The following is a 25,433-nucleotide window of genomic DNA, read 5'->3' on the forward strand; positions in this document are numbered from 1 at the left end:
TATGAATATGTATATAATTACTCCTTGTGGTGGAAGTTCTGCTGAATTAAAGCTCACTTGTGAAAGTGTGGTTCTAGCTGCTGATCAAAACCGCGATTGTAATTTTATCCATATCATTATTTTTAATAATGGTGTTAGCTATGACATCAACAAATATGAGTCTTCTAATTATAGGGTTGTAAAGTTTGATATAAACCCTATTGCTTCTCGGTCAGCAGCAAGAAATCAGGGGCTTGATTATGTTTCTGATCGAGACGATGGATTGGTAAACTTTTTAGACTCGGGTGACATATTGTTGCCCGAGCCTTTCGATGTGATTTCATATAATGATAACTTTGATTTATATAGTTTTTCTACATTGATAAAGTCTGACAAAGCGGAAGTTGTTCGCAGGCCGGTCAATTCTAAATGGATTTATTATATTAATCCTTTTTATCTAGGGTCTGTATTTGTATGTTCTAAGCTTGCAACACAGTTCCGATTTTATAACGGAAGAAAAGAGGATTGGAAGTATTGGGTTGAAATAACTAAAAGTAAACCTAAGTGTTTTTATTCTGATAGTTTTGCTTATAAGTACGTTATAAAGAGTAAAGTCAATCATTTTTTTAGAAAGATAAAATTGGTTTCGCACCAATATGATTTCTATAAGGAGTTTCTTGGCTTTGGTGTTTGCAAATCAATGTTTTATTGCTTGTCTCATTATTCTATTCAAATGTGTAGATGGGTTTTTGTACATAAATGAGCATTAATGTAGAAAAGATTTTAGTGACGGGTGCTAGTGGATTTGTTGGGTCCGCAGTAGCCGCAAAGCTTATAGATGATTATCAGCTTATCAGTGTTGTAAGAAAGGGGGCTTCCAAGGAAAAAATACCAGGTCAAGTGATGTCTATTAATGGACTCGAGAATGATGTGGATTTCTCGGAAGCGTTAGCAGATATTGATGTTGTTATACATATTGCGGCCAAGGCTCATAATACCTCTGTAGAAGAATCTGAATATTATAAGGTTAACGTTGAAGGTACTTTGAACTTGGCGAGGCAGGCAGCTCGATGCGGCGTTAAACGTTTTATTTTTCTTAGCTCCATCGGTGTCAATGGCTCCGAGAATCAGAAGCCGTTTTCAGAGGCTGATGAGCCGCAGCCAAGTGAGCTTTATGCTGAATCTAAATGGCGAGCTGAACAGGGTTTATGGGATATTTCAGAACAATATAATTTAGATGTTGTTATTATTCGCCCTCCATTAGTTTATGGACCAAATGCGCCAGGTAATTTTGGTAGATTAGTTCGTTTGGCACAGAAAGGGATTCCACTCCCTTTGGGTAATATTAAAAATCAGCGATCGTTTATTGCGTTAGATAATTTAGTTGATCTCATCGCCACTTGTGTTGAACACCCTGATGCTTCAAACCAGTTATTTGTTGCTGGAGATGGTTGTGATGTATCTACTACAGATTTATTGTTAGGCCTATCTCGGGCTATGGGAAAGTCGTTGTACTTAATACCTTTACCCGCCAATTTACTGATGTTCTTTATGTCAGCTGTTGGTAAGGAAAAAATGGCAAGGCAATTGCTCGGTTCATTAAGAGTAGATATTTCAAAAGCTCGATCCCTACTCGGCTGGGAGCCTCCAGTTTCATTTGAAGAGGGTTTAAAGAGGTGCTTTAAATGATACGTTTTATTGATGTTTTATTATCGCTAATTGGTTTGCTGTGCGGCTTACCTATCTTTGCTGTGTTGGTTTTGATTGGTCTTATTGATAATGGGTCGCCAATTTTTTACCAACAAAGGGTCGGTCGGCATAAAAAGCCATTTATTCTAATTAAATTTCGTACAATGAAAAAAGACACTCCTTCTGTTGCTACGCATTTGGCCAAAGGCTCAGATGTGACTAAGTTCGGTCATTTTCTGCGAAAAACGAAATTAGATGAGTTACCACAGCTTTGGAATGTTTTAAAAGGAGAGATGAGCCTGGTTGGCCCGCGCCCAGGTTTATATAATCAAATCGAATTAACTGAAGCTCGCGAAGAAGAAAATGTTTATTCGGTTCGACCGGGTATAACTGGATTGTCGCAAATTAAAGAAATAGATATGTCTACACCATTACTACTTGCAAAAACAGATGCAGAAATGATCGCCAATATGTCTGTTAGGTTCTATTTTAAATGCATTCTATTGACAGTTTTAGGTAAAGGAGGTGGGGATAGGGTTCGATCATAACTAGTTAATCATTTTGGCGTATTAATTTCTTCATGTTTTATGCTTTTATGTCGCTTTTATGTCGCTTTTATGTCGCTTTTATGTCGCTATTTCAGCTGATTATTAATCTTTGATTGATTTGTCTCGTTGTAATTGTCTTTAGTCTTACCTTAATCTATACCCGTTTTGGCATAGTCATTTGTTTAGGCGTTCGTTTGAGATACTGTTAGAATTGATCGATACTTAATCAACATCTTCCATTTATTTTGATACTCAATTAAATAGGCATAAGTTCCATTATGGATGAATACATCTCAAAGGCTGCTGCAGGCCCTCATTTGCGTTTATTAGGGCTAGGTCGTAATGCTAAGAAGATGATTATGGTCTTGGCTGATTTGGTCGTTTTGCCTTTGGCTCTTTGGTCTGGTTATGCTCTTCGCTTATCAGATTGGTGGCCAGCCTCTTATTTACAAGAGGCGTGGATGCTGTTTGTATCTGTTCCTTTTGTTGGTGTCTTTATTTTCATGAGATTGGGTCTCTATCGAGCAGTTGTTAGGTTCATGGGGGCTCAAGCTATTTTGGCTGTTTGTAAGGGTGTGTTTACCTTGGCTCTACTGCTTTGGGGCTGCGCTATGCTTATTGATGTGAAGCCATTCCCGAGGTCTGTTCCAATAATTTTTGCTTTAGCTGCTTTAGTTTATGTGGGGGGGAGTCGTCTATTAATTAGGAATTATTATCATTGGCTACTCCGGCATTATGTCGAAAAAGAGCCGGTCTTGATATATGGGGCTGGAGGCTCAGGTATTCAACTTGCTACGGCATTGCATGGTGGTGCAGAGTTTCTACCTGTGGGTTATTTGGATGACAATAAGGAGCTGTGGAATAGTACGGTTAATGGCTTGCCGGTTCACCCGCCTACGGCTTTACAGAAATTGATTGATGATCAAGCAATTAGTTATGTTTTATTGGCTTTGCCGTCCATTAGTCGGTCTAAAAGACGGGATATATTGGAATCATTGGTCGATTACAGTGTGCATGTAAAAACCATTCCTAACATGTGCGATCTGATTTCTGGAGAGGCTGTTGATAATCTTCGTGAAGTGGAGCTTGAAGATCTTTTAGGACGTGATGCTGTACCTCCTAACGAGATTTTAATTAGTCGCTGTATTGCAGGGAAAAATGTTTTTGTAAGTGGCGCTGGAGGCTCTATTGGTTCTGAAATATGCCGTCAGGTTATTCAGAATAAGCCGAGATCATTAGTGTTATATGAAATTAGTGAATTTGCTCTTTACTCCATTGAGAAAGAATTATGTGAAGCGATGCAGACTTCTGGTTTGAATATCCCTGTTTTTCCAGTGCTTGGTAGTGTTTGTGACGAAAAAAGAGTTAATAGGCTTTTAGGTCATTTTGATATCGAAACTATTTATCATGCGGCAGCGTATAAACATGTACCAATGGTTGAGCACAATATTATAGAAGGTGTTCGTAATAATGTATTTGGCACTAAGGTGCTGGCTGAAGCAGCCCATCGGAAAGGAGTAGATCACTTTGTACTTATCTCTACTGATAAAGCTGTAAGGCCAACTAATGTAATGGGCGCTACCAAGCGCTTAGCGGAGCTGGTGCTTCAAAATATGGCTTCGGTTGAAAGTAGTACAACTTTTTCAATGGTTAGGTTTGGAAATGTTCTTGGCTCTTCGGGTTCGGTAGTGCCTCTTTTTCGTCAGCAGATTATCGACGGCGGGCCTCTAACTGTAACGCACCCAGAAATTACAAGATTTTTTATGACTATACCAGAGGCTGCTTCTTTGGTTATTCAGGCTGGTTCAATGGCTGAGGGCTCAGATGTCTTTGTACTTGATATGGGGCAATCAGTAAAAATAGTTGAATTGGCTCATAGGCTTATTAAATTAATGGGCCTTGAGGTTAAAAGCTCTTTAAATCCAAACGGTATTGAAATTGCTTTTAGTGGTCTTCGTCCTGGTGAGAAGCTTTATGAGGAATTGCTGATAGGAGATAAAGTTGTTGGTACGGAGCATCCTAAAATATTGCGCGCGCAAGAAGAAAGTATTGATCCTTTAGTTTTGCAAGAGGCGTTAAAAGTTCTTAATCATGCTATTGAGTTAGATGATGGTGTTAAAGCGAGAAGTACTTTGCAAAAAGTCATTGCTGGTTTTGAGCCTTCTTCTCCTGTTGTGGATTGGTTGTTGAAAGATACGGAGCACAAGGGTAAGCATACCCCTGTGCATTGATTTTTTAATGACCTTTAAGGGATTTCCGTTTTCGTATTGAGCTGCGTAACAAAATATAAAAAATCCCTACTATGGCAGCGATACAGGCAGATAGTGAAATAATTAATGAGGCTTTTGGCGATACTTTTGATATTCGTGGTTTATTAAATTGTATTGCGTTGGAGCCTCGCTCAATTGCTTTTATTATTCTTGCTGCGTGTAAATAATTAGTCGCTACTCGTTCTGTTCTTAGTATCTCTTTATTTAGTTTGTTTTGAATAAGATGTTGCTCGTTTCTTGCTTCGTCTAAAATCGCTGTATTGATTCTTGATTCAATAGCTTTAACGATGTTGATGTACTCACTAGAGCTTTTAGGGTTGGTTGATATTAGCGAAACGGTATTGCTCTTTTTGTGCTTTATCCACCCTCCAGTAAATTCTCCCATTACCCACTTGCTTGATGCTTCTTTGAGGCATTTTCGGTCAGTGTTGCAATTTTGCTGATCGCTAACTGAATTTAGAATAGGGGTGTAGGAAACGGTAATTCGATATTGCTTGGTTGCCATTTGAGTGTAGGCAAAGCCGAGAAGCAATGAAGCGATAATCAAAATAATCAATATCCATTTTCCTTGCCATATATCCTGGCCTAATTCTATTAGGTCGATTTCATTCCTTGAATCAGTTTGATCATAGGGCTTTATTTGCATTTACGGGCTCCAGGGTAATAGGAAGCATAACTTAGTGTGGGGGTTGAATGGCGATAGAGCCAAGATTACTAAGGTGCTTGAGTTTCTGAGGGGATTTTCATGTCTTGAGACTAATTTGTCAATTTTAGACCTTTTGGATTGCGATATATCTAAAAACTTTGTTTCTAGAGATGGAATATTCTGAGGTGTGCTTATGCTTATTTTAATGATAGATCGCTAGGGGATGATGGCTTTTTAGGTGCTGTAATTTTGGTTTACTAGGCTGTTGTATCTATATGTTATGAATATCTTTAGGCTCTATCTACATTCAGGAATTTGTTGCGTTTGTTCTAACGGCCCCTTATATGGTCTGAATTCTAGACTAAATGTATTTGAAAAAGGGGGGGCGATCTTGGAGGGAGGTGACGGTTTTTTATAACTTGGCGTCAGTTGATCCGAACAGCCTATCTTATTTTATCAATAAGTGAGTTATTTATTGGTTTGAAATATAAAGTGGTGGGCCTAGCAGGACTCGAACCTGCGACCGATCGATTATGAGTCGAGCGCTCTAACCAACTGAGCTATAGGCCCTAAGGAGGGTGCCCATAATACCGATATGGTTTCATGGGCACAAGAGTTTGATTTAAAAGAATTTACTATTCGTCTAAGAAGCCGCGTAGGTGTTCAGAGCGGCTTGGGTGACGTAGTTTGCGCAGTGCTTTAGCTTCGATCTGACGGATACGTTCACGTGTTACGTCGAACTGTTTACCCACTTCTTCAAGTGTGTGGTCCGTATTCATCTCTATGCCGAAGCGCATACGAAGTACTTTGGATTCGCGTACTGTTAAGCCTGCTAGTACTTCACGGGTCGCTTCACGCAGACCTTCGCCTGTTGCTGAATCAACAGGGGAGGAAATGGTTACGTCTTCAATGAAATCGCCCAAGCTTGAGTCTTCATCATCACCGATTGGTGTTTCCATGGAGATCGGCTCTTTAGCAATTTTAAGTACTTTGCGAACTTTGTCTTCAGGCATTTCCATGCGTTCAGCAAGTTCTTCAGGTGTAGCTTCGCGTCCCATTTCCTGAAGCATCTGGCGAGAGATACGGTTCAGTTTGTTGATCGTTTCGATCATATGTACTGGGATACGGATTGTACGTGCTTGGTCGGCAATCGATCGTGTAATTGCTTGTCGAATCCACCATGTAGCGTAAGTTGAGAATTTATAGCCGCGGCGGTATTCAAACTTATCAACAGCTTTCATCAAGCCGATGTTGCCTTCCTGGATAAGATCTAGGAACTGTAGGCCGCGGTTTGTGTATTTCTTAGCGATAGAGATTACAAGACGCAGGTTGGCTTCAACCATCTCTTTCTTAGCGCGACGTGCTCGAGCTTCACCGATCGACATGCGACGGTTAACTTCTTTGATCTCAGCTAGGCTGATACCAGTAGTAATCTCTGCTTGGATAAGTTTCTTTTGAGCACGTTTAAGCTCAATTAAATTGGTTTTGATCGCACGAGAGTAATCAGAACCGGAATCGATAACTTCTTTAAACCAATCAGGGTTTGTTTCGTTACCAGGGAATTCTTTGATAAACGTCTTACGTGGCATTTTTGCACGTTGTGTGCAGATGCGCATGATAGTACGTTCTTGTTTACGAATGTCGTCGATAGTATCGCGAACTTGCCCAACAATCGCTTCGTAATAGCGTGGAGATAATTTGATCGGAGCAAAAGCTTCGCTTAGAAGTACTTGAGTATCGCCAAACTCTTTGCTGTCACGGCCTTGTTTCTCTAAGGCTAGGTGAAGTGCGTCAAAGTGTTCTTTGATTAGACCGAAGCGACGAGCAGCTTCTTCTGGGTCTGGGCCTTTTTCTTTTTCTTCGTCTTCGTCATCTTCGTCTTCTATTTCTGCATCTGGATCAGTGATAGTTGCAGCAGGTATTTCTTCATCATCGTCTGCATCAATATAACCGCTGAAAATATCGCTTAGGCGACCTTCCTCTTCAACGGTTAATTTGTAAGCTTCAAGGATGGCATCAACTGTACCAGGGAAGCAGGCTACGGCAGACATTACTTCACGTAGACCTTCTTCAATGCGTTTAGCAATGCTGATCTCGCCTTCGCGAGTTAGCAGCTCAACAGTACCCATTTCACGCATATACATGCGTACTGGATCGGTTGTACGGCCAGCATCTGATTCTACTGCGGCTAGTGCGGCAACGGCCTCTTCGTCGGCATCATCAGCTGAATCACCTTCGGTCATCAGTAGTGTTTCAGCATCGGGTGCTTCTTCAGACACGGAAATACCCATGTCATTGATCATGCGGATGATATCTTCAACCTGATCTGGATCGGCAATATCCTGCGGAAGGTGGTCATTTACCTCAGAGTAGGTTAGGTAACCCTGCTCTTTACCGCGGGCGATCAATTCCTTAAGGCGAGACTGCTGTTGCTGAGAAGTATCGGACATAGGACCCTGACTAGAAAAAGTGGATGAAAATCGAGCAGGCCATTATAGCGATGTAGTTAACAACATGCTAGGGAAAAGGCTGTGCAAGCTAGAGACTGTCATCTGTTAAAAATAGACTGTTTTTCAGCGACTTGCCGAAAATTCAGTAGTTAATGTAGCAATATATGGTGTCTGATGGTTTGTTTTTCAAGGGCGGGATGTACTGAAACTCTAATAAGGCCTGATAAGAGCTAAATTTGGACGTTTAGGCCTTGCTGGTTGTCTTTAGTTGATTAAGTTGTTGCATAGATTCAACTAGTTTTATTTTCTCTTCTTTGGAAAGGGTGTGCTTCTTCTGTAAAAGGGAAATCTCTTGTTCTAATGCCTTTAGTGTTAGACCATGCTGAGCATCTTTAAGGTAGGCTCGGGCGATCTCTTCGGAGGTGATTTCTAAAGAGGTAGAGATTTCATAAAGTTCAACGATCGTTTGCGAAAGGGTTTCATCTTCACGCCAATCGACAACCAATTGTCCAAGTGATGCTGTTGGGTTTTGTTTGTAATAGCTAACTAACTGAGCCAAAAGCTGAGAATTTACGTCTGTGTTGCTCTTGAGTGCTTCAGGAAATTGGTGCTCTGACGCCAGTTGTGGATAGTGAAGTAATAGGGCGATCAGTTTCTGTTCGAAAGATAGTTCGCTGCTATTATTGCGAAGGCTGCGAAATTGTTTCTTCCTTGGTTGGTATTGGGTGCTTTCATGGCTATGGGCCTCGTAGCTATGACCTTCGTTGCTATAATCGGCATAGTCGTAGGGTTGCGAATCTTCATAGTTTGACGATTCAGAGTAGTCGTACTCTGAAACTGCAGCGGGGGCTGGTGTATGTGTTTGTACTGACTCGTGAAAGTTAACCGTAGTTTGTATCTGTTCAAGCGAAAGGTTGGTTAATTCACAAATTCGGTCGAGCATCATCTGCTGCAACAAACTCGGTTTCATTGAGTTTATAGCAGGTAGTACTTCTGTGCTGAATCTAGCACGACCATCCATGCTGTTTAGATCAGCTTGTTCAGAGTGGCTATTAAAGAAAAACTCGGAAAGCGGTAAAGCGCTATCTAGTCGCTCCGTGAAGGCGAGAGTTCCTTCTTGGCGTACTAGGCTGTCCGGATCTTCGCCGTCAGGTAAGAAGAGAAAGCGGGCTTCTTTTCCATCTTCGATAACCGGAAGTGTTGTTTTTAGTGCACGCATCGCTGCTTCTCGCCCGGCATTATCACCATCGAAGCAGAATATAACTTCAGGAACGAGTTTAAATAGTCTTTCTAAGTGTTGCGCAGTTGTTGCTGTACCTAGTGTTGCTACAGCATAGTGAATGCCAAACTGTGCGAGGCCAACTACATCCATATAGCCTTCAACAATGATTAAGCGTTCAAGCTTGTTGCTGTGCTTACGTGCTTCATAAAGCCCGTAAAGTTCTCTGCTCTTATGGAAGGTCGGGGTTTCGGGGGAGTTTAAGTATTTTGGTTTGTCATCGCCCAGTACGCGCCCACCAAAACCTATTGTACGGCCTCTTTGATCCCGAATCGGGAACATTATTCGATTGCGAAAGCGATCATAATGGCTATCACGATCTTCGTTGTGTATCAGTAACCCTGCTTCTTCTAGTAGCTTTTGATCTGCATCGCTTTTGCCTAGGTGCTTAAGAATGTTATCCCAGCCAGAAGGGGCGAAGCCGATCGAAAATGCTTTGGCTGCTTGGCCTGTCAATCCTCTAGTTTGCAGATAGTTGACAGCATCTTGTCGCGTGTTGTGGCTTTTAAGCTGATCTTCATAAAACTGAGCGGCTTTAGCTAATAGATCGTATAGCTTTTTAAGTTGCTGTTCTTTTTCGCGCTGTTGGGGATTGTCATTTTTAGGGACTTCCATGCCCGCGGTTTTGGCGAGTTCTTCAACAGCTTCAGGGAAATTTAGATTTTCGTATTCCATTAAAAAGCTAATGGCATTTCCGCCTGCGCCGCAGCCGAAGCAGTAATAGAACTGTTTTTCTTGGTTGGCGCTAAAAGAAGGTGTTTTCTCTTTATGGAACGGACAGAGGCCTGAGTAGTTTTTTCCAGCGCGCTTTAGTTTTTGGACGCGGCCATCTAGCACATCAATAATATTGATGCGGGCAAGCAGGTCGTCAATAAAGCTTTGGGGTATACGTCCGGCCATTATCGTTGCAGCTGAAAAGGTCTCAGCGGCAGTTTAACTGGATAATTGAGACTTGACGAGTTTGGATACTGTTCCCATATCGGCGCGACCTTGGATTTGAGGTTTAAGGATTCCCATAACCTTGCCCATGTCTTGCATGGATTGTGCGCCGGATTGCTCTGCAGCTTGTTTTACGAGGTCTGTAATTTCCTCATCAGTTAGCGGTTGCGGCAGGAAAGTTTTAATCACCTCCAGCTCCTGTCGCTCAGCATCTGCAAGATCCATGCGTGCCGCTTCTTCAAATTGCGAAATCGAGTCACGGCGCTGCTTAGACATTTTGTCTAGCACCGCCAGTACTCTAGTGTCATCCAGTTCAATGCGTTCATCTACTTCGATGCGCTTTAGTTCGGCTAGCATCATGCGAATAGTTTTTAGGCGCTCTTTTTCTTTAGCGCGCATTGCAGCTTTCATCTCATTAGTGATTTGCTGCTTCAACTCTGACATGACTAACCTTCCTCTGGATGGGATCTAAATCGCGTGGATTAGTATAGGCGAACGCGACGAGCGTTTTCGCGAGATACTTTTTTAGCGTGACGTTTTACAGCTGCTGCTGCTTTACGCTTACGAACAGAAGTTGGCTTCTCGTAAAATTCGCGACGACGAACTTCAGCTAGAATACCTGCTTTTTCGCAAGAACGTTTGAAACGACGCAGAGCTACATCAAATGGCTCGTTTTCTTTAACTTTTACAGCTGGCATGTTTGAACAAACCTTAAATTGTTTAGTTAATCCACAAAATTATCTTGCCAAAAAACAGACGGTTTTATGGCAAGGCGCAAAATTCTATTCGTTTCACATAGTGAAGTAAAGCAGATAATCGGTTTGTTGGGTATTTTCGGTGCAGGTTTTGAGGGGGGCAGGTATAATAGCCCTCATCATGTTAGTGAAGTGAGTGAACGATGCGCGTACTGGGGATTGAAACCTCTTGTGATGAAACAGGAGTGGCAATTTATGACAGTGAAAAGGGTCTACTTGGTGATGCTTTATATAGTCAGGTGAAAATGCACGCTGAGTACGGTGGTGTAGTGCCGGAATTGGCTTCCCGTGACCATGTACGTAAGTTGCTGCCTTTATTGGATGAGACTTTTGCCAAAGCTGGCCTTCAAAAAGGAGATGTAGATGCTGTTGCTTATACATCCGGACCAGGCCTTATCGGAGCATTAATGGTCGGCGCTTCAACAGGTCGAGCTATTGCACTGGCATGGGGAAAGCCCGCAATAGGTGTGCATCATATGGAAGGTCATCTGCTCGCGCCTATGCTTGAAGAGAGTCCTCCCGAATTTCCGTTTGTAGCGTTGCTCGTTTCTGGCGGTCATACTCAGCTCGTTCGTGTTGATGGTATTGGGCAATACGAGCTATTAGGTGAGTCTTTAGATGATGCTGCGGGTGAGGCATTTGATAAGGCCGCTAAAATGCTGGGTTTGGATTACCCTGGTGGGCCACTCATTGCCAAACACGCACAGCTAGGTGATCGTCAGCGTTTTCGCTTTCCTCGTCCAATGACTGATCGACCTGGTATGGATTTTAGCTTTTCTGGCTTAAAAACATTTACATTGAATACTGCAAACGATCATCGAGATGCTGAAGGTAAGATTGATGATCAAACGGTGTGTGATATTGCGGCTGCGTTTGAAGAAGCGGTAGTGGATACTTTAGCAATCAAATGTCGCCGTGCTTTGCAGGCTACAGGCTTTAAGCAACTGGTCATAGCGGGCGGTGTAAGTGCTAATCAGCGATTACGAGAGCGCTTAGAAGTGATGGTTGAGAAAGAACGCTCAGAGCTCTTTTATGCGCGGCCTGAGTTTTGTACAGATAATGGTGCCATGATTGCTTTTGCAGGTTGTCAGCGATTACTAGCAGGGCAGCAAAGTGACCTAGTTATTACGACTAAGCCGCGCTGGCCTTTGGATACGCTAGATTCTATTTAAAGCCTAGGTTCTTCGCCGTTTAGTAATTTTTTAATGTTTTTTCGGTGGCTATAAAGAAGTAATAGGCAAAGAGTTGTTAGAAGAAGTGAATGGCTTGGAGCTATTATCCAAGTGAATACTGGAGTTATTAGCGCTGCGGCAATTGAGGCGAGAGAGGATATCTTGCTAATCGTTACTGCAATCACCCAGATGATCAACTGTATCAGTGCGATGGGCCAATAAAGTGCGATGCAAGCACCAAATGCTGTTGCTACGCCTTTGCCGCCTTTTAATGGCGAAAAAATAGGGAATATATGTCCGGCAACTACGGCTAATAAACAGTAGGAAAGCTCTGTTTGTGAGATCTGTAGGAGTTTTCCAAAGGCTAGCGCTGCTAGGCCTTTGCTAATATCGCCAAGTAAAGTAAGTATGGCTGCTTTTCTTGAGCCAATTCTGAGTACGTTAGTTGCACCAGGGTTGCCGGAACCTCTTTGTCGGGGGTCTGGAAGATCGAGAGCACGACAAACTAACACTGCTGTGGGAATAGAACCCAGCATGTATGCTAGAAAAATTAGCCCGAAGGCCATTGTTGCCGATTCGGTCATTCGATATCCAAAGGTTGAGTATGGATTTAGTTTACATTCGAGAGCTAGAAGTTGAAACGGTTATAGGTATCTATGATTGGGAAAGAGAGATTCGTCAACGAGTAAATCTAGATTTGGATATGGGGACTGATATACGTCAGGCAGCAAATACAGAGGATGTGGATAATACGCTTAACTATAAAACAGTTTCCGATCGATTGATTGAATTTATAGAGCAAAGTGAATTTCAGTTGGTTGAAACGATGGCTGAGCAGATTGCTGAGATCGTGATGACAGAATTTGGTGTGAAATGGCTTCGTTTACGTTTAGGTAAGCCGGGAGCGGTACCGCAGGCAAAAGATGTTGGTGTCATCATCGAGCGTGGAGTTCGTGGTTAAGATGGCTCAAGTTTATGTCAGTATCGGCAGTAATATCGATAGAGATCATTATATCTCGCAAGCGCTAGATGCTTTGCATAAGCATTTTGGCGGGCTGAGTATATCCAGCGTTTACGAAAGTGAAGCGGTAGGGTTTGTTGGAGATAACTTCTATAACCTAGTTGCTGGTTTTGTTACTGATTTGCCATTAGTTGAACTATCTCCGTTACTGAAAAAGATAGAAGATGAAAATGGTCGTTGTCGCAAAGGACCAAAATTTAGTGGTCGTACCTTAGATATCGATATTCTTACCTATGATGATTTAGTTGGCATACACTATGGGGTGCAATTACCTCGAGGTGAAATTACTAAGAATGCTTTTGTTTTGTGGCCTTTAGCTGAGATAGCAGCAGATGTGGCTCACCCTGCAATAGGTACGACGTATTTAGAAATGTGGTCGAGCTATGATAAGGCTCGGCAGAAGTTGTGGTCAATCGACTTTCAATGGCAAGGCCGATCATTACCTTGCGTGTTTGAGGCTTTAGATAGCGCTAGTGGCTGAATAAGGATTTTCCGCCATCTACCGCGAGCACTTGGCCGGTAATATATTCTGCAGAAGCAAGAAATACGATTGCTTGGGCTAAGTCTTCCGGTGAGCCGATACGCTGTAGTAGTGTTTTATCCAAAATGCTTTGTTTTTGATCTTCTTCTAATTCTTGTTCTGGCCATAAAATTGCGCCGGGTGAAACTCCGTTAACTCTTACCTCGGGTGCTAATTCCTTAGCCAAAGACTTGGTCATCATCTCTAACCCCGCTTTTGCAATTGAATAAATAGGGTATCCAGGCAGTCCGCGTTGCGAGTGGATATCGATCATGTTGATAATGCAGCCATAGTTTTGGCGAAGTAATTTGCTTAGCGAGGCTGTTAGAAAGTAGGGGGCACGAAGATTGGAATTGATTAAGTCGTCCCACTGCTTCTGAGTGCTTTGTTCGATTGGTGTTGGGTAGAAGGATGAAGCGTTATTAACCAGTAAGTCGAGTTGTCCGAGCTTTGATTTTACATCTTCAGCTAATTGTTCAACTTGTTCCATGCAGTTTAGGTCTGCAGAAAAGATAAAAGCACTGTTCGGGCGTAAATGGTTTAGCTTTTCTTGTAGTGCTTCGGCTGCTTTAGCTGAGGATCGGTAGTGAATGGCTACAGTATATCCTGCTGCATGAAGTGTTGAGGCTGTTGTTGCGCCAACCCTGCGTGCACCGCCAGTTATCAGTGCCACTTTTGTTGCAGTAGTGTTGGTGCTCATTAGCTGTCCTTCAGTGATCTTGGTTGCATATATCGAGACGTAGACGCTGTATCTCTTTGCCCAGTTCGGGTCCTTTAAAACCTTGCTTGATCAGGTTGGCAGGCTGAATTTGGTTAATAGAATCTAATATTGCAGCTAGCGATTGATAGTTAGGTTCTGGGTGCAGAGCATCTACGCAGATCAAGAGCTTATTTTGGCGCTGTGGTCGGCGAATCAGGTCAAGGGCTTGGATAGTCTGCAGTTTGTCTTCTGCAGATAACTTATCGAATTGACTAAGGTTTTTGTGCTGTTGTTGGCACTGTGAAGCCAGCTCTTTTACTGATTTTTGCGTTCTTAATCGATCGCAAAAAGCGGTCAGCACTATCTCATTATCCAGAGCGGTCAAGCAGGCAAACCGGCAATCAGCATCCTTAGCTGTTTGTGTTGAGCGAATAAAGTTTGTAACCCAGTCTGGTTTCGATATTGCATTTTTTAGCTCAGGAAGAACTTTTTGTATCGCTTCTGTTTTTTGGAGTAGTTCTAAAAATACCCATGGAGAAGGTTCGGTTAATGCGCGTTCGAACTCTTTCCATACCCTTTCAGGGGTCAGGTGTTCTAACTCATCGCCTTTAGCTAACTCCCTCATTAATGCTAAGGTTTCATCAGCTACGCTAAACCCTAGATGATGGTAGCGCGCGGCAAAACGTGCCACACGTAAAACACGCAGAGGGTCCTCTGAAAATGCCGGGGATACATGGCGTAAGATTTTTTGCTTTAAATCTTCCTGGCCCTTGTAGGGGTCATGGATTGTTCCTTGAACGTCCATTGCCATGGCATTAATGGTTAGATCTCGGCGTAGAAGGTCTTCTTCCAAAGTGATTGCTTTATCGGCGTTATATTCAAAACCGGTATAGCCTTTGCCTGATTTTCTTTCTGTTCGCGCTAGTGCATATTCTTCACCCGATTGGGGGTGAATAAACACGGGGAAATCTTGACCTACAGGTTGAAAGCCTTGTTCTATCATCTCTTCAGGGCTGGAACCTACAACCACCCAGTCTTTATCGTAGACAGGGAAATCTAATAGCTTATCTCTAACTGCGCCGCCCACTAAATAGATCTTCATTAAGCTATTTCACACAGGTCTGGTTGTTCTACGCGCCATACCTCAAAACCACCATTGATGCTATAGACTTCATCAAAGCCTTGTTCAACTAAGAATTGAGCGGCTTGTTGACTGCTTATGCCGTGATAGCAGCATACGAGTAGAGGCTTATCCATGTCGGCTGCAGCTATATAGTCATGTAGATTTTCATTACTAAGATTGTAAGACCCACTAATGTGGCCCTGGGCAAAACTATTAGGATCTCGAATGTCGGCAACCTGAGCACCGTCTTTGATCAACGCTGCTGCTTTTGGCGAATCTATACACTCAAATTGACTCATAAAAAGTTACCTGTTGCTTAAATAAGTTGATGTCGGAGGAGGTTTGGGTTTGTTGCTCTGAGCGGGAATGCTAAAAAGTTGCTGATCTTCTAGGCGAAGGGCGGTTAATTTGTTGCCCCAAACGCAGCCTGTATCAAGTGCAAAGACATGCTCAGCATCAGCATTACCTTCTAAAGCTGCCCAGTGGCCAAATAGAATACGGATATCGTTTTCTGCTGGATCTTTCCGTGGTGCTTTAAACCAAGGCTGGTAGCCTTCGGGTTGTGAAGCAAGTGAGCCTTTGGCTGAGAAATCTAATTGCCCTTCAGGGCTGCAAAAGCGCATTCGTGTTAGATAGTTCGTAATCAGGCGTAAGCGTTCCCAGCCACTTAAGTCAGAACTCCATAGATCGGGTTTGTTGCCATACATGTGGTTGAAAAAAGTTTTGGCTTGGTCGCTTTGCAGAATTTTTTCTACTTCTTTTGCGCGTTTGCGGGCTTTACGAATAGTCCAGCAAGGCGGAATACCTGCGTGAACCATTACCACGTTAAGTGATTTGTCATGCGCGATTAGCTTTTGCTTACTTAGCCAATCCATTAGCTCAATACGGTCTGGTGCTTCTAATATTTCATCCAGGGTATCGCTGCGTTTGCAGGTTGTTGCTCCATAGTGGACGGCGAGCAGGTGTAAATCATGATTGCCCAAGACGCAGGTTGCTTGTTCGCCTAAATCGCGAAGGAATCTCAGGGTTTCTAGCGATTTAGGCCCGCGATTAACGAGGTCTCCAGCGATCCATAAGTGATCGCTGCTAGTAAAGTTAATAGTTCTAAGTAGGGCCTGTAGTTCGTCGTAGCACCCTTGGATATCGCCAATCGCATAGGTCGCCATACTGGTTGCCTGTGTTTAGTGCAGTGCGTTAGGTCTTGCTAGAGTGAATGCTGCAATAGGTGCTTTAAATTGAGTGCCTTCATCGGTGCTCATTTCATAGTGGCCTTGCATGCTGCCAACGCTGGTGGCTAATACTGCGCCACTTGTGTAGGTGTAACTTGATTCAGGGTCAATCACAGGTTGTTCGCCAACAACGCCTTCGCCCTGAACTTCTTGAATATGCTGGTTGCCATCGGTAATTAGCCAGTGGCGGTTAAGAAGCTGGACCGGCATATCATTATGATTGGTGATCGTAATTTTGTAAGAAAAAACAAAACGTTTGCTATCAGGATCAGATTGTTGGGCCAGATAATTGGTTTCTACGTCGATATTGACGTTGTTACCTAGGTCGATAGTTTCCATAAATGCTCTATTTAACCTTTCTGATCTGTAAGGTAGTTACTAATGCGTACGAAATCTGAGACAGGAAGTCTTTCAGGACGTAAGCCCGGATCTATGCCAATCTCTTCTAGGGCATCTGCAGTCAGTAAAGGCTTTAGATTGTTACGTAATGTTTTACGGCGCATATTGAATGCCGTGCGTACAACGGTTTCAAATTGTGAAACATCTTTGGCTACGTGCGGTAACTCACGGTAAGGTGTGAGTCTAATGATCGCTGAGTCTACTTTAGGAGCGGGGTTAAATGCGCCTGGAGGTACGACAAACAGTGACTCAACTTTGCAGTAGTACTGCGCCATGATGCCTAATCGACCGTAATTGTTTTCGCCTGGTCCAGCAGCCATGCGATCAACTACCTCTTTTTGCAGCATGAAGTGCATATCTTCCACTTGTTCAGCGTGGCTTAGTAGATGGAAAATTAGCTGAGTAGAGATGTTATATGGAAGGTTGCCTACAATACGCAGTCTCTTTTCTCCTTTTTGTAACTGGGAGAAATCGAACTTCATCGCGTCCGCTTCATGAATGCGGAATTTGTCGCCGTAGTTGAAGAATTTGGTGCGTAAGATTGGAGGAAGATCTCTATCCAGCTCAATCGCATCAAGTTCACCTGCTTCGCTAAGCAGCTCTTCTGTCAGTGCGCCTAAGCCTGGGCCAATCTCTACTAATTGATCTGATTCATGAGGTGCAATAGATCGAATAATACGACGAATCACGCCGTGATCGTGCAAAAAGTTTTGCCCGAAACGCTTGCGGGCTTTGTGTGCTACTGGTTTTTTAGTCATGAATTAGTTCGTAGTTTGATTGCGGTGGGTAGCCATGATGCCAGCGTATTCAATCGCGGTCATCAGGCTGCCTGAGTCGGCAGTTCCAGTTCCGGCAAGATCCAATGCAGTACCATGATCTACCGAGGTGCGAATAATAGGCATGCCAAGCGTAATATTCACAGCTTTGCCAAAGCCTTTGTATTTTAGCACTGGAAGGCCTTGGTCGTGGTACATGGCTAGCACGGCATCTGCTTTAGCAAGGTGCTTGTCTGTGAATAGTGTATCAGCTGGCCAAGGGCCACTGAGAGTTATGCCTTTTGCTCTGAGTTTATCTAGTGTAGGTTCTATGACTTCAATTTCTTCGCGACCTAAGTGGCCGCCTTCGCCAGCATGAGGGTTGAGACCGGTGACTAGGATGTTGGGCTGTTCGATGCCAAAGCTATTTACTAGGTCGTGATGTAATACCTCTATTACTTCAGTGAGTAATTTGGGTGTAATCGCATCGGCAATGTCACGCAGGGGAAGGTGGGTTGTTGCTAGTGCAACTTTCAATCCTTCCGTTGCTAGCATCATGACGACTTTATTGGTTTCTGTTAGTGCTTCAAGAAATTCGGTGTGGCCGCTAAAAGGAATGCCAGCATCATTAATAATGCCTTTATGCACAGGAGCTGTGATCAAAGCGTCACAAGTTCCATTGAGGCAGGCTTGTGTCGCTAGTGTTAGGGTTTCCAGAACATAAGGTGCGTTATCACAATTAAGCTCACCAGGAATCGCTTCAGCTTTTAGTGAAATCGGAACTACCTTTAGAGTTCTTGCGGGCGTAGGCGACGGCGGAAGCTCTGGGTCGAACTGTTCAATCGATATTGGCAGTTGCAGTTGTTCCGCGCGTTTGCGCAGTAGTTCAGGATCTGCAAATGCAATCAGTTCATGGTTATGGCCCTGTTGCGCAATTTGAATGCACAGGTCGGGGCCAATGCCAGAGGGCTCACCGGGGGTGATTGCTAATCTATTGATACCCAAGCAATCACTCCTTAATGTCGACGTAGGCCTGAGAGCGGATCTCGCGTAACCAGTTAGTTAATTCTTCGTTGTACTTGCGCTTGCGGATAGCTGCGCGAGCCTGATTCTCTTGCATCTGAGCGCCGAGATCTTCTGTGCGCGTATCTAGGACCGTCAAAATATGCCAGCCAAAGCGTGATTCAAAAGGAACGGATACTTGCCCAATACCAGTATTGTTCATCACTTGTTCGAATTCTGGCACCATTTGGCCGTCCTGCGTCCAGCCTAAAGAGCCGCCTTCAGAGCCACTTGCCGGGTCGTCACTATACTCTTTGGCTAATGTGGCAAACTCTTCGCCAGATTGTATGCGTTGGTACAACTGGGTTATTTGGCGTTTGGCCTGCTCAGATGTGCGAATCTCACTTGGCTTAAGCAAAATGTGACTTACTAAACGCTGAGGCACTAGTTGTACGGCACCCCCGCGCTTATCTTTCGCCAATAGGATATGGAAGCCACTTGGGGATCTGACTGGTTTGCTGAATTCGCTAGGAGACAGTTTACGGATCGCATTGCCTAGTACTTCAGGTAGTTCGTTTACTTTTCTCCAGCCTAAATCACCGCCTTTAAGAGCATTAGGGGCATCGGAAAACTCTACGGCCATTTCAGCAAAATCGGCGCCGGAATTTAGCTTTTTGAAGACCTCATTGGCTTCGCGCTCCGCTTTCTGAATCGCCTCAGGGGATGCTTGGGATGGCGTAGCAAGAAGAATGTGTCCGAGGAGATACTCTGCTGAAGTCTGTTCCTGGCCGCTAGCTGAGTTTAGGAAATTTTCTAGTTCCTGCTCGGATACGCGGATTCTTCGGTTAACAAGGTTTTGCTGTACATTGGAGATCAGCATCTCGTTGCGGATCTGCTCTCGAGCTTGATTATAATCTCGACCTTCGGCAATTAGAGCATCGCGGAATTGATCTAAAGTAAGGCTGTTCTGAGCAGCGATCCGTGCAATAGCTGCATCAAGCTGCCCTTCTGTTACTCGAATGCCTTGTCTGGCAGCTAATTGCTTTTGGATGCTGTCGATAATCAGGCGGTTTAAAACCTGTTTATGTAAAATGTGTTCCGGCGGTAGTTTGGTATTGCGGGCGCTTAGTTGCTCTTTAACTATAGCGGTGCGCTGTGCCAATTCACTTTGCATAATAATGCCATCATTCACGACAGCGGCAACACGATCCAGCGGGATTTCCGCAGCCAGTGTTGCTTGCGAAGTTGGAATCAGTAGTCCGAAAACTGCTGCAGAAAATAGTATCTTGCGGAGCTTATTTGTCATTGTGCTCTTCACGCTCTTCATAACCAATGATGTCATTAAGGAAGCTATTGCTACCACTACCAAATGATCCAAGCCCTTTTAGGGTGAAATTCAGGAACATGCCTGTGTCGTAGTTGTCTCTATCATCTAGCCAGCGACGTCCTGCGAAGCTGACTTTCCAGCAGCAGCTTTCGTATTCAAGGCCTAACGCTGATTCTAGATTGTCGTTATCTTCAATGTCGTGTAACCAGCGACCCATAGCAGTCCAGCTGTTACTTAAAGGCCAGATGAAAGATAGATCTGTCTGCTTACGTTTGTCTTCTTCGTAACGGTAACTGAAGTCGAACCGATGATCTAGGTCGCTGTTATAGCGAAGGCGAAGGTTTGATTCAGTATTGCTGAAATCGTTGTTATCTAAGATAGCATCAAAGCTGGCGCGGAAGTGCTGGTTTAGATACCAAACGGCTTCTGTCGCAATATCACTCTGACCTTCAGTGGAGTCAGACGAGTCTGGATTTAGTTGTATTCTGCGGTCAGATAAGTAGTAGGCTTGACCAATGCTTAGACTGGCTTTTGCATTGCCGTCTTGTCCGTAAAACCGGCTAGCAAGTCCAAGCGAAATCTGCTTTGCATCTCCAATTCTATCTTTGCCGCTAAAGCGATTATGGCGGAAAAGGGAGTTGTAGCTAAAATCAGGTTCTGATGTGTCGAAGTCAGGAATTTCATCCTGATCTTCTTCTGGAACGTATAAGCCGTAAATTCGTGGCTCTAAGGTTTGTGTGCCGCCGCTATTAAGTGATCTTTCGAAAATTACAGTGCTATCGAGGCTAAGGATAGGTACATTAACACTTGGACTCTCACCTAAGCTAGATAGCTGATTATCTAGGCTATAACTACTGCTCCATAGTGATAGCTCAGGTTTAACATAGCCCCAAGGCGCTTGCCATAGATAATTGATGGTCGGCATGACGAAGCGACGGTCACCTATAATTCGATCGCGACCAGTTAACCCTGATAAATCTCTATCAAATTTTGTATATTCTGCAATGTATTTGAATTCACCTGCTTCCCCAAATTCACTTTCTCCTTTTAGAGTAAGTTGAGGAAGGCGTTTGTATGGCGATTTGCTGTTCTTATCTATGGTTTGATAGTCGTGAACTCGTGCTCTAAAGCTCCAGTTCTTTTGGCTATATGTAATGTCTGCGCGTTGGGTTAGATGATTTTGGCGTCGTACTTCTAAATTAGTGTCAAGATCCTCGAAGTAGTCTTCATCGCTCACAGCGTTGTAGGTAATATTTGTACGCCAATTGTCTAGCGGGGTTCCTCTGTGCTTGACGCCTAGAAGCCACCTGTCGTCATTTGCAGCCTTGTCATTTGGTAGGTATGCGGTATTTAGGATGTTGCTAGACCACTGATTCATATAACGGAACTCATTTTCTAGCAATAGTCCCCGATCTGACATATACCGTGTAGTGAGGGTGTCATCCATGTTTGGTGCAATATTAAAATAATATGGCACAGATAGATCTAAGCCACCATCGGTGCTGTAGCCTATGCTTGGATAAAGAAATCCAGATTTACGGCGATCATCGATCGGAAATGTAAAGTAAGGTGTGTAAAATACAGGTACACCGCCTATACGGATAATGGTATCTTCTGCTTCGCCAATACCTTCGTTTTGATTCAATACAATACTGTTGGCTTCAAGTTTCCATGCATCACTGAAAGGAGGGCAGTATGTATAATCACCATTTTCAATACGTAAACGTTCGTCTTCTAGGCGGATGACCCGATCAGCAGAGCCTCGTAACCCGTCTTCGTGGAATACGTATTGAGCATTATTGAAAATGGCTTCTGAGTTGCCAGTGTCTATCTGCGCGCTATCACTTAGCATTAAGAGTCCAGTTTCTCTGAACTTAACGTTACCTTCTAAGCGAGCTTTATTTGTAACTTGGTCTAATTCTGCAGAGCTGGCACTGAGTCGGCGCCCGCCTTGACGCATAGTCACACCACCCTGCAAGCGACTCAGTCCACCGATAATTGTAGATGACTGGTCTGCTTCCAAGTAGAGCGGAGGGTTTTCTAAGTGTTCATCACCTGCAATTGGGTAACTAGGTTCTATATAACGCCCAGCACATTGTTGGCCTTGCGGATTTCTATAATACGCCCAATCCAAGTGCGAATATGGGTTTTCGGTATTATACAGTGGTTCAGATGAGCCACTACGTTGCTGTGATTGAGGAAGGCTAAGCGCGTGTATGTTGACTTTGTAACAATCCCAATCGCCGCTTGGGCTCGTGCCACACTGCCATTCGCTTCCAATCACTTCGGCTGTTTGTATAGGCTGGTGAGTAATGACAGCTGGAGCGGTGGTTTGTACGTCCGTTTGCACAGTCGTTTCAATAGCTAGCTGAGGTTGCTGCTGTGCTTGTTCGATCTCATCGTTACAGAGCCATTCACCATTTGTCCCTGCAACACAGTCCCAAACACCGTTGTTAGTAGCTTTGGCTTTTACGCTTGAGCGGGTTTGAGTTGTAACAGGTGCCGAAACAACGTTTTTTTGCCTAACCCGAGGGATCGGCACGGCTTGAGCGGGTGTTGTTGTTTTAATTTCAACAGGCGTAGTTTCAGAGCTAGGTGTTGATGAAACAGGCTGTTGAGCAACTGATTCCTGAGGCGTTTGTTTGGCCGCTTCCGTTTGATTAACCAGCTCTTCATTCACAGAGCAATCCCATTCGCCATCGTTGGTCATGCTGCAACTCCAAGCCATCTCTTGTTCAGATGGTTTGTTTTCTGCAGTCGCATAGCTAGATACTAATGCAGCACTAATGGCTAACGTTAGTGTATATGTCGATCGTTTGGCGAAGGGCATCAAATACTAAATCCGTTTCAGCGGTTCCGAAGAATTCGGTTGTGGCCGAACCTCAGTGAAATTAAGCATAAGGGGCAGAATGATAAATCATTCTAAGCAGTGAGTGTAGAGTTCTGCAGGGTTTTTGTTGAGAGTTAAGCATTAATGATTAGCGATGAATTACCGATCACTTCTACCTTTTTGGGTTATCGGAGTGTCATAATAGCTCGTTAAAGCATGTTGTTGGTTTATGGGGCGTATTTAGATGGATCTGCGGTATACAGATTTAAAAGAGTGGTTGTTGGAGATTTTGCCGGGATTTTCGGGGTTTGATAGTCAAAATTGGCAGCTCGAAACTGTATCAGGTGATGCCAGCTTTCGACGTTATTTTCGAGCAATATCCGGTGAAAATACTTGGATAGCTGTGGATGCCCCGCCAGAGAAAGAAGATAGTCGTCCATTTATAGAGGTGGCGACTGCATTGGAGCGAACGGGTGTTCCTGTGCCGCATATTCACAATCATGATCTGTCTAAAGGCTTTATGCTTCTTGGGGATTTTGGTGATGATCTTTATCTAGATCAGCTTTCAGACGAAAGCGTTGATGGTTTGTATGGCGAGGCTTTAAATACCTTGTTGTTGATGCAGAGCTGTCAGCCTGCTCGGGGTAAAGAGTTGCCTTTGTATGATGAAGTGCTACTTCGTCGAGAAGTCGAGTTGTTTCGAGAATGGTTTGTGGAAAAATTACTGGGCGTAAAGTTGAATGATGAGGCGCAGCGCTTAGTCTCTTTTCTTTTTGATTACCTAATTGATTCCGCTTTAGAGCAGCCGAAGGTTTTTGTGCATCGAGATTATCATTCGCGAAATATTATGTATCGCAAGGATTTGGCGCCGGGGATTATCGATTTTCAGGACGCTGTTGAGGGGCCTGTTACATACGATTTAGTGTCTTTGTTACGAGACTGCTATATCGATTGGCCGGATGAAAAGGTCTATGGCTGGGTCGAGGGATACAGACAGGCCTTGATCGCTAATGGTCAGAATATGCCAGACCGAATTTATTTTAAGCGTTGGTTTGATCTAATGGGCGCGCAGCGTCACCTTAAAGCTATAGGGATTTTTGCGCGTTTACATATACGTGATGGTAAATCTGGTTATTTGGCAGATATACCTAGAACCTTGAATTATCTTATTGCCGTGGCGGCTAAAGTTGAGGAGTTAAAGCCAGTTGCGGGATGGATGGTATCGGAATTATTGCCAGCGATGCGTAACAGAGAGCATTTCTCTGACACGGTTTTGGATAATTGGATTGTGTCATGAAGGCAATGATCTTAGCCGCCGGCCTAGGCACCAGAATGCGACCTTTAACGTTAAAAACACCCAAGCCTCTGTTGAAAGTTGCTGATCGAGCTTTAATTGAATACCACATTGAGCGTTTGGTGCGTGCTGGTATTAAAGAAATAGTAATTAATCATGCGTGGCTTGGTGCTCAAATAGAGGAGTATTTAGGGGATGGCTCTAAATACGGTGTTTCAATCAAATATTCTGCTGAAACTGAGCCTCTAGAGACGGCGGGTGGTATTCGAAAGGCATTGTCATTATTAGCTTCTGGTGGTGAAAAGCAGTTTTTACTGGTAAATGGTGATGTCTTTACAAACTACCCATTTGAAAAATTGTTGACTGAGTCTGATGGCTCTCACCTAGTATTGGTGCCGAATCCAGAGCATAACCCTAATGGTGATTTTGGGTTGCAGCAGGGCTGTGTGAATAGTGATGATGAAATAGGTTATACCTTTAGCGGAATTAGTCGTTTATCTATTGAGATGTTTGAAGGTATCGCGTTAGATGAGAAAGTACCATTGGCACCCTTGCTTAGAGAGCAGATGGCTGAAGGTAAGGTTTCAGGTGAGTTGTTCGAGGGTTTCTGGGCAGATATCGGAACACCTGAAAGATTGGATGAGATAAATAGATTAGTGTTGGGGAATCAAATTAATGGCCTTTGATGCACAAGAGGCGGGCGCGCAATTAGGATCAGGCGTTAAGCGGTATTCTACTTCTATATTACTGGGTGCAGCGGTAGGTTTGTTTTCCGGTGGCTTCTGGGGGCTGATATTTGGTGGGTTTGTCGGTTATTTGATTAGTCGCGCTCTGACCAAAGCCGTGGCTGCCGTAAACCCTCAAGAAGCCTTTTTTAAAGCAACTTTTTCCGTTATGGGGCGAATTGCGAAGGCAGATGGGCGCGTAACAGAAGATGAGATTCAATTTGCGCGAAATGTAATGACACAAATGCGCTTAACCGATGAGCGTAAGCGCGAGGCGATTGATCTTTTTACTCAGGGGAAAAGTGAAGATTTTGAATTTAGTAAAACGGTAAAGCCGCTTGCGATCCTTTTGCGTCACCGACCTACTGTTAAACTGATGTTTATAGAAATTCAATTGCAGGCTGCTATGGCAGATGGTGAGGTAAGCGCGCCAGAACTAAAAATCATTGAAGAGCTTTGCCATCTATTAGAATTTGGTACAAATAGTGTTGAAGAGGTGATCGCTCGCGTCAAAGCGCAGCGAGATTTTTATCAGCACGGTCAAGCTGGTGTTGATGCGGCGGTGCTGTTAAAAGATGCTTATGCGGTTCTAGGTGTGAATGAAAGTGCATCTGATGCTGAGGTGAAAAAAGCTTATCGCCGCCAGATGAGTCAACATCATCCAGATAAATTGGTCTCTAAAGGTTTGCCAGAAGAGATGATCGAGCTGGCCAAAGAAAAATCCCAGGAAATTCAGGCTGCCTACGAACGAATAAAGGTAGCACGAAAATAAGCGCGTTTT

Annotated in this window: 25 protein-coding genes and 1 tRNA gene; 10 read left to right on the forward strand and 16 right to left on the reverse strand. The window is 43.8% G+C overall.

The features are described 5' to 3' along the window. The first annotated feature begins 1 nt into the window (after position 1). The 4 genes from ACMXYX_RS02800 to ACMXYX_RS02815 all read left to right on the forward strand — a co-directional run bounded on the left by ACMXYX_RS02800 (position 2) and on the right by ACMXYX_RS02815 (position 4,447). The gene (locus ACMXYX_RS02800; RefSeq protein WP_415897517.1) at positions 2–742 is read left to right on the forward strand and encodes a glycosyltransferase family A protein; all 741 of its coding nucleotides are present in this window, start codon (positions 2–4) and stop codon (positions 740–742) included. After that, a complete protein-coding gene (locus tag ACMXYX_RS02805; protein WP_415906462.1) occupies positions 739–1,668 on the forward strand; it encodes an NAD-dependent epimerase/dehydratase family protein in 930 nt (309 codons plus the stop codon). The genes ACMXYX_RS02800 and ACMXYX_RS02805 overlap by 4 nt, the downstream gene beginning before the upstream one ends. Next, positions 1,665–2,216: a sugar transferase gene (locus ACMXYX_RS02810; protein ID WP_415897519.1), complete on the forward strand. Its 552-nt coding sequence runs from the start codon at positions 1,665–1,667 to the stop codon at positions 2,214–2,216. The genes ACMXYX_RS02805 and ACMXYX_RS02810 overlap by 4 nt, the downstream gene beginning before the upstream one ends. 278 nt (positions 2,217–2,494) lie before the next feature. Continuing rightward, positions 2,495–4,447 carry a polysaccharide biosynthesis protein gene (locus ACMXYX_RS02815; protein WP_415897520.1) on the forward strand — a complete coding sequence of 651 codons (1,953 nt, stop codon included), beginning with the start codon at positions 2,495–2,497 and terminating at the stop codon, positions 4,445–4,447. Positions 4,448–4,451: 4 nt separating this feature from the next. Here ACMXYX_RS02815 and ACMXYX_RS02820 read toward each other — a convergent pair whose 3' ends face one another. From ACMXYX_RS02820 to rpsU, 6 genes are all read right to left on the reverse strand, one after another. Continuing rightward, positions 4,452–5,132 carry a Wzz/FepE/Etk N-terminal domain-containing protein gene (locus ACMXYX_RS02820; RefSeq protein WP_415897521.1) on the reverse strand — a complete coding sequence of 227 codons (681 nt, stop codon included), beginning with the start codon at positions 5,130–5,132 and terminating at the stop codon, positions 4,452–4,454. Positions 5,133–5,625: 493 nt separating this feature from the next. Continuing rightward, positions 5,626–5,702, reverse strand: a tRNA-Ile gene (locus ACMXYX_RS02825). 65 nt (positions 5,703–5,767) lie between these two features. Continuing rightward, the gene (rpoD, locus tag ACMXYX_RS02830; protein WP_415883485.1) at positions 5,768–7,582 is read right to left on the reverse strand and encodes an RNA polymerase sigma factor RpoD; all 1,815 of its coding nucleotides are present in this window, start codon (positions 7,580–7,582) and stop codon (positions 5,768–5,770) included. Positions 7,583–7,826: 244 nt separating this feature from the next. Further along, the gene (gene dnaG / locus ACMXYX_RS02835) at positions 7,827–9,761 is read right to left on the reverse strand and encodes a DNA primase (protein WP_415897522.1); all 1,935 of its coding nucleotides are present in this window, start codon (positions 9,759–9,761) and stop codon (positions 7,827–7,829) included. 33 nt (positions 9,762–9,794) lie between these two features. After that, positions 9,795–10,244 (reverse strand): GatB/YqeY domain-containing protein, encoded by a 450-nt coding sequence (locus ACMXYX_RS02840; protein WP_415883488.1) that lies wholly within the window; start codon positions 10,242–10,244, stop codon positions 9,795–9,797. A 38-nt stretch (positions 10,245–10,282) separates the two neighbouring features. Beyond that, positions 10,283–10,498, reverse strand: a complete 216-nt coding sequence (gene rpsU, locus ACMXYX_RS02845) for a 30S ribosomal protein S21 (RefSeq protein ID WP_275814767.1) — start codon at positions 10,496–10,498, stop codon at positions 10,283–10,285. Between the two features lie 200 nt (positions 10,499–10,698). On the opposite strand from rpsU, the gene tsaD reads away from it, so the two are divergent. Further along, entirely contained in the window at positions 10,699–11,727 is a 1,029-nt protein-coding gene (tsaD, locus tag ACMXYX_RS02850) for a tRNA (adenosine(37)-N6)-threonylcarbamoyltransferase complex transferase subunit TsaD (protein WP_415897523.1), read from the forward strand. Here tsaD and plsY read toward each other — a convergent pair. Beyond that, positions 11,724–12,311 (reverse strand): glycerol-3-phosphate 1-O-acyltransferase PlsY, encoded by a 588-nt coding sequence (plsY, locus tag ACMXYX_RS02855; protein WP_415897524.1) that lies wholly within the window; start codon positions 12,309–12,311, stop codon positions 11,724–11,726. The two genes, tsaD and plsY, sit on opposite strands and share 4 nt — an antisense overlap. Before the next feature lie 20 nt (positions 12,312–12,331). Here plsY and folB point away from each other — a divergent pair, with 20 nt between their 5' ends. Both folB and folK read left to right on the forward strand, forming a co-directional pair. Then, on the forward strand, positions 12,332–12,688 hold the full coding sequence (gene folB / locus ACMXYX_RS02860) for a dihydroneopterin aldolase (protein ID WP_415897525.1): 357 nt from the start codon (positions 12,332–12,334) through the stop codon (positions 12,686–12,688). Between the two features lies 1 nt (position 12,689). Then, positions 12,690–13,229, forward strand: a complete 540-nt coding sequence (gene folK, locus ACMXYX_RS02865) for a 2-amino-4-hydroxy-6-hydroxymethyldihydropteridine diphosphokinase (RefSeq protein ID WP_415897526.1) — start codon at positions 12,690–12,692, stop codon at positions 13,227–13,229. On the opposite strand, the gene ACMXYX_RS02870 is transcribed toward folK, so the two are convergent. From ACMXYX_RS02870 to ACMXYX_RS02910, 9 genes are read right to left on the reverse strand one after another with little or no spacing between them, the layout of a single operon-like run. Then, positions 13,219–13,968, reverse strand: a complete 750-nt coding sequence (locus ACMXYX_RS02870; protein WP_415897527.1) for a pteridine reductase — start codon at positions 13,966–13,968, stop codon at positions 13,219–13,221. The two genes, folK and ACMXYX_RS02870, sit on opposite strands and share 11 nt — an antisense overlap. A 10-nt stretch (positions 13,969–13,978) precedes the next feature. Next, positions 13,979–15,070, reverse strand: coding sequence for a hypothetical protein (locus ACMXYX_RS02875; protein ID WP_415897528.1), 1,092 nt, complete (start codon positions 15,068–15,070; stop codon positions 13,979–13,981). Continuing rightward, positions 15,070–15,390: a thiosulfate sulfurtransferase GlpE gene (gene glpE, locus ACMXYX_RS02880; protein WP_415897529.1), complete on the reverse strand. Its 321-nt coding sequence runs from the start codon at positions 15,388–15,390 to the stop codon at positions 15,070–15,072. The genes ACMXYX_RS02875 and glpE overlap by 1 nt, the downstream gene beginning before the upstream one ends. 6 nt (positions 15,391–15,396) lie before the next feature. Then, positions 15,397–16,257 (reverse strand): symmetrical bis(5'-nucleosyl)-tetraphosphatase, encoded by an 861-nt coding sequence (locus tag ACMXYX_RS02885; protein ID WP_415897530.1) that lies wholly within the window; start codon positions 16,255–16,257, stop codon positions 15,397–15,399. A 15-nt stretch (positions 16,258–16,272) separates the two neighbouring features. Beyond that, positions 16,273–16,659: a Co2+/Mg2+ efflux protein ApaG gene (apaG, locus tag ACMXYX_RS02890; protein WP_415886989.1), complete on the reverse strand. Its 387-nt coding sequence runs from the start codon at positions 16,657–16,659 to the stop codon at positions 16,273–16,275. Between the two features lie 11 nt (positions 16,660–16,670). After that, complete coding sequence (rsmA, locus tag ACMXYX_RS02895) at positions 16,671–17,477, reverse strand: 16S rRNA (adenine(1518)-N(6)/adenine(1519)-N(6))-dimethyltransferase RsmA (RefSeq protein WP_415890307.1); 807 nt, start codon at positions 17,475–17,477, stop codon at positions 16,671–16,673. A gap of 3 nt (positions 17,478–17,480) precedes the next feature. Beyond that, on the reverse strand, positions 17,481–18,479 hold the full coding sequence (gene pdxA / locus ACMXYX_RS02900) for a 4-hydroxythreonine-4-phosphate dehydrogenase PdxA (RefSeq protein WP_415897531.1): 999 nt from the start codon (positions 18,477–18,479) through the stop codon (positions 17,481–17,483). 4 nt (positions 18,480–18,483) lie between these two features. Further along, complete coding sequence (locus ACMXYX_RS02905; protein WP_415897532.1) at positions 18,484–19,782, reverse strand: peptidylprolyl isomerase; 1,299 nt, start codon at positions 19,780–19,782, stop codon at positions 18,484–18,486. Then, a complete protein-coding gene (locus ACMXYX_RS02910) occupies positions 19,772–22,633 on the reverse strand; it encodes an LPS-assembly protein LptD (protein WP_415897533.1) in 2,862 nt (953 codons plus the stop codon). Before ACMXYX_RS02910 ends, ACMXYX_RS02905 begins: the two co-directional genes overlap by 11 nt. Before the next feature lie 244 nt (positions 22,634–22,877). On the opposite strand from ACMXYX_RS02910, the gene ACMXYX_RS02915 reads away from it, so the two are divergent. The 3 genes from ACMXYX_RS02915 to djlA are packed head-to-tail and all read left to right on the forward strand — an operon-like array spanning position 22,878 to position 25,424. After that, positions 22,878–23,930, forward strand: a complete 1,053-nt coding sequence (locus tag ACMXYX_RS02915) for an aminoglycoside phosphotransferase family protein (protein ID WP_415897534.1) — start codon at positions 22,878–22,880, stop codon at positions 23,928–23,930. Continuing rightward, positions 23,927–24,613, forward strand: a complete 687-nt coding sequence (gene murU / locus ACMXYX_RS02920) for an N-acetylmuramate alpha-1-phosphate uridylyltransferase MurU (protein WP_415897535.1) — start codon at positions 23,927–23,929, stop codon at positions 24,611–24,613. The genes ACMXYX_RS02915 and murU overlap by 4 nt, the downstream gene beginning before the upstream one ends. Then, on the forward strand, positions 24,603–25,424 hold the full coding sequence (gene djlA / locus ACMXYX_RS02925; protein ID WP_415897536.1) for a co-chaperone DjlA: 822 nt from the start codon (positions 24,603–24,605) through the stop codon (positions 25,422–25,424). Before murU ends, djlA begins: the two co-directional genes overlap by 11 nt. Positions 25,425–25,433 lie beyond the last annotated feature (9 nt).

Source organism: Neptuniibacter sp. QD72_48 (assembly GCF_047778065.1).
Classification (GTDB): domain Bacteria; phylum Pseudomonadota; class Gammaproteobacteria; order Pseudomonadales; family Balneatricaceae; genus Neptuniibacter.

Bases quoted from the DNA above. Each gene is read 5' to 3' on its own strand.
- ACMXYX_RS02800 (WP_415897517.1), top strand. From the start codon at position 2: ATGAATATGTATATAATTACTCCTTGTGGTGGAAGTTCTGCTGAATTA.
- ACMXYX_RS02805 (WP_415906462.1), top strand. From the start codon at position 739: ATGAGCATTAATGTAGAAAAGATTTTAGTGACGGGTGCTAGTGGATTT.
- ACMXYX_RS02810 (WP_415897519.1), top strand. From the start codon at position 1,665: ATGATACGTTTTATTGATGTTTTATTATCGCTAATTGGTTTGCTGTGC.
- ACMXYX_RS02815 (WP_415897520.1), top strand. From the start codon at position 2,495: ATGGATGAATACATCTCAAAGGCTGCTGCAGGCCCTCATTTGCGTTTA.
- ACMXYX_RS02820 (WP_415897521.1), bottom strand. From the start codon at position 5,132: ATGCAAATAAAGCCCTATGATCAAACTGATTCAAGGAATGAAATCGAC.
- rpoD (WP_415883485.1), bottom strand. From the start codon at position 7,582: ATGTCCGATACTTCTCAGCAACAGCAGTCTCGCCTTAAGGAATTGATC.
- dnaG (WP_415897522.1), bottom strand. From the start codon at position 9,761: ATGGCCGGACGTATACCCCAAAGCTTTATTGACGACCTGCTTGCCCGC.
- ACMXYX_RS02840 (WP_415883488.1), bottom strand. From the start codon at position 10,244: ATGTCAGAGTTGAAGCAGCAAATCACTAATGAGATGAAAGCTGCAATG.
- rpsU (WP_275814767.1), bottom strand. From the start codon at position 10,498: ATGCCAGCTGTAAAAGTTAAAGAAAACGAGCCATTTGATGTAGCTCTG.
- tsaD (WP_415897523.1), top strand. From the start codon at position 10,699: ATGCGCGTACTGGGGATTGAAACCTCTTGTGATGAAACAGGAGTGGCA.
- plsY (WP_415897524.1), bottom strand. From the start codon at position 12,311: ATGACCGAATCGGCAACAATGGCCTTCGGGCTAATTTTTCTAGCATAC.
- folB (WP_415897525.1), top strand. From the start codon at position 12,332: ATGGATTTAGTTTACATTCGAGAGCTAGAAGTTGAAACGGTTATAGGT.
- folK (WP_415897526.1), top strand. From the start codon at position 12,690: ATGGCTCAAGTTTATGTCAGTATCGGCAGTAATATCGATAGAGATCAT.
- ACMXYX_RS02870 (WP_415897527.1), bottom strand. From the start codon at position 13,968: ATGAGCACCAACACTACTGCAACAAAAGTGGCACTGATAACTGGCGGT.
- ACMXYX_RS02875 (WP_415897528.1), bottom strand. From the start codon at position 15,070: ATGAAGATCTATTTAGTGGGCGGCGCAGTTAGAGATAAGCTATTAGAT.
- glpE (WP_415897529.1), bottom strand. From the start codon at position 15,390: ATGAGTCAATTTGAGTGTATAGATTCGCCAAAAGCAGCAGCGTTGATC.
- ACMXYX_RS02885 (WP_415897530.1), bottom strand. From the start codon at position 16,257: ATGGCGACCTATGCGATTGGCGATATCCAAGGGTGCTACGACGAACTA.
- apaG (WP_415886989.1), bottom strand. From the start codon at position 16,659: ATGGAAACTATCGACCTAGGTAACAACGTCAATATCGACGTAGAAACC.
- rsmA (WP_415890307.1), bottom strand. From the start codon at position 17,477: ATGACTAAAAAACCAGTAGCACACAAAGCCCGCAAGCGTTTCGGGCAA.
- ACMXYX_RS02905 (WP_415897532.1), bottom strand. From the start codon at position 19,782: ATGACAAATAAGCTCCGCAAGATACTATTTTCTGCAGCAGTTTTCGGA.
- ACMXYX_RS02910 (WP_415897533.1), bottom strand. From the start codon at position 22,633: ATGCCCTTCGCCAAACGATCGACATATACACTAACGTTAGCCATTAGT.
- ACMXYX_RS02915 (WP_415897534.1), top strand. From the start codon at position 22,878: ATGGATCTGCGGTATACAGATTTAAAAGAGTGGTTGTTGGAGATTTTG.
- murU (WP_415897535.1), top strand. From the start codon at position 23,927: ATGAAGGCAATGATCTTAGCCGCCGGCCTAGGCACCAGAATGCGACCT.
- djlA (WP_415897536.1), top strand. From the start codon at position 24,603: ATGGCCTTTGATGCACAAGAGGCGGGCGCGCAATTAGGATCAGGCGTT.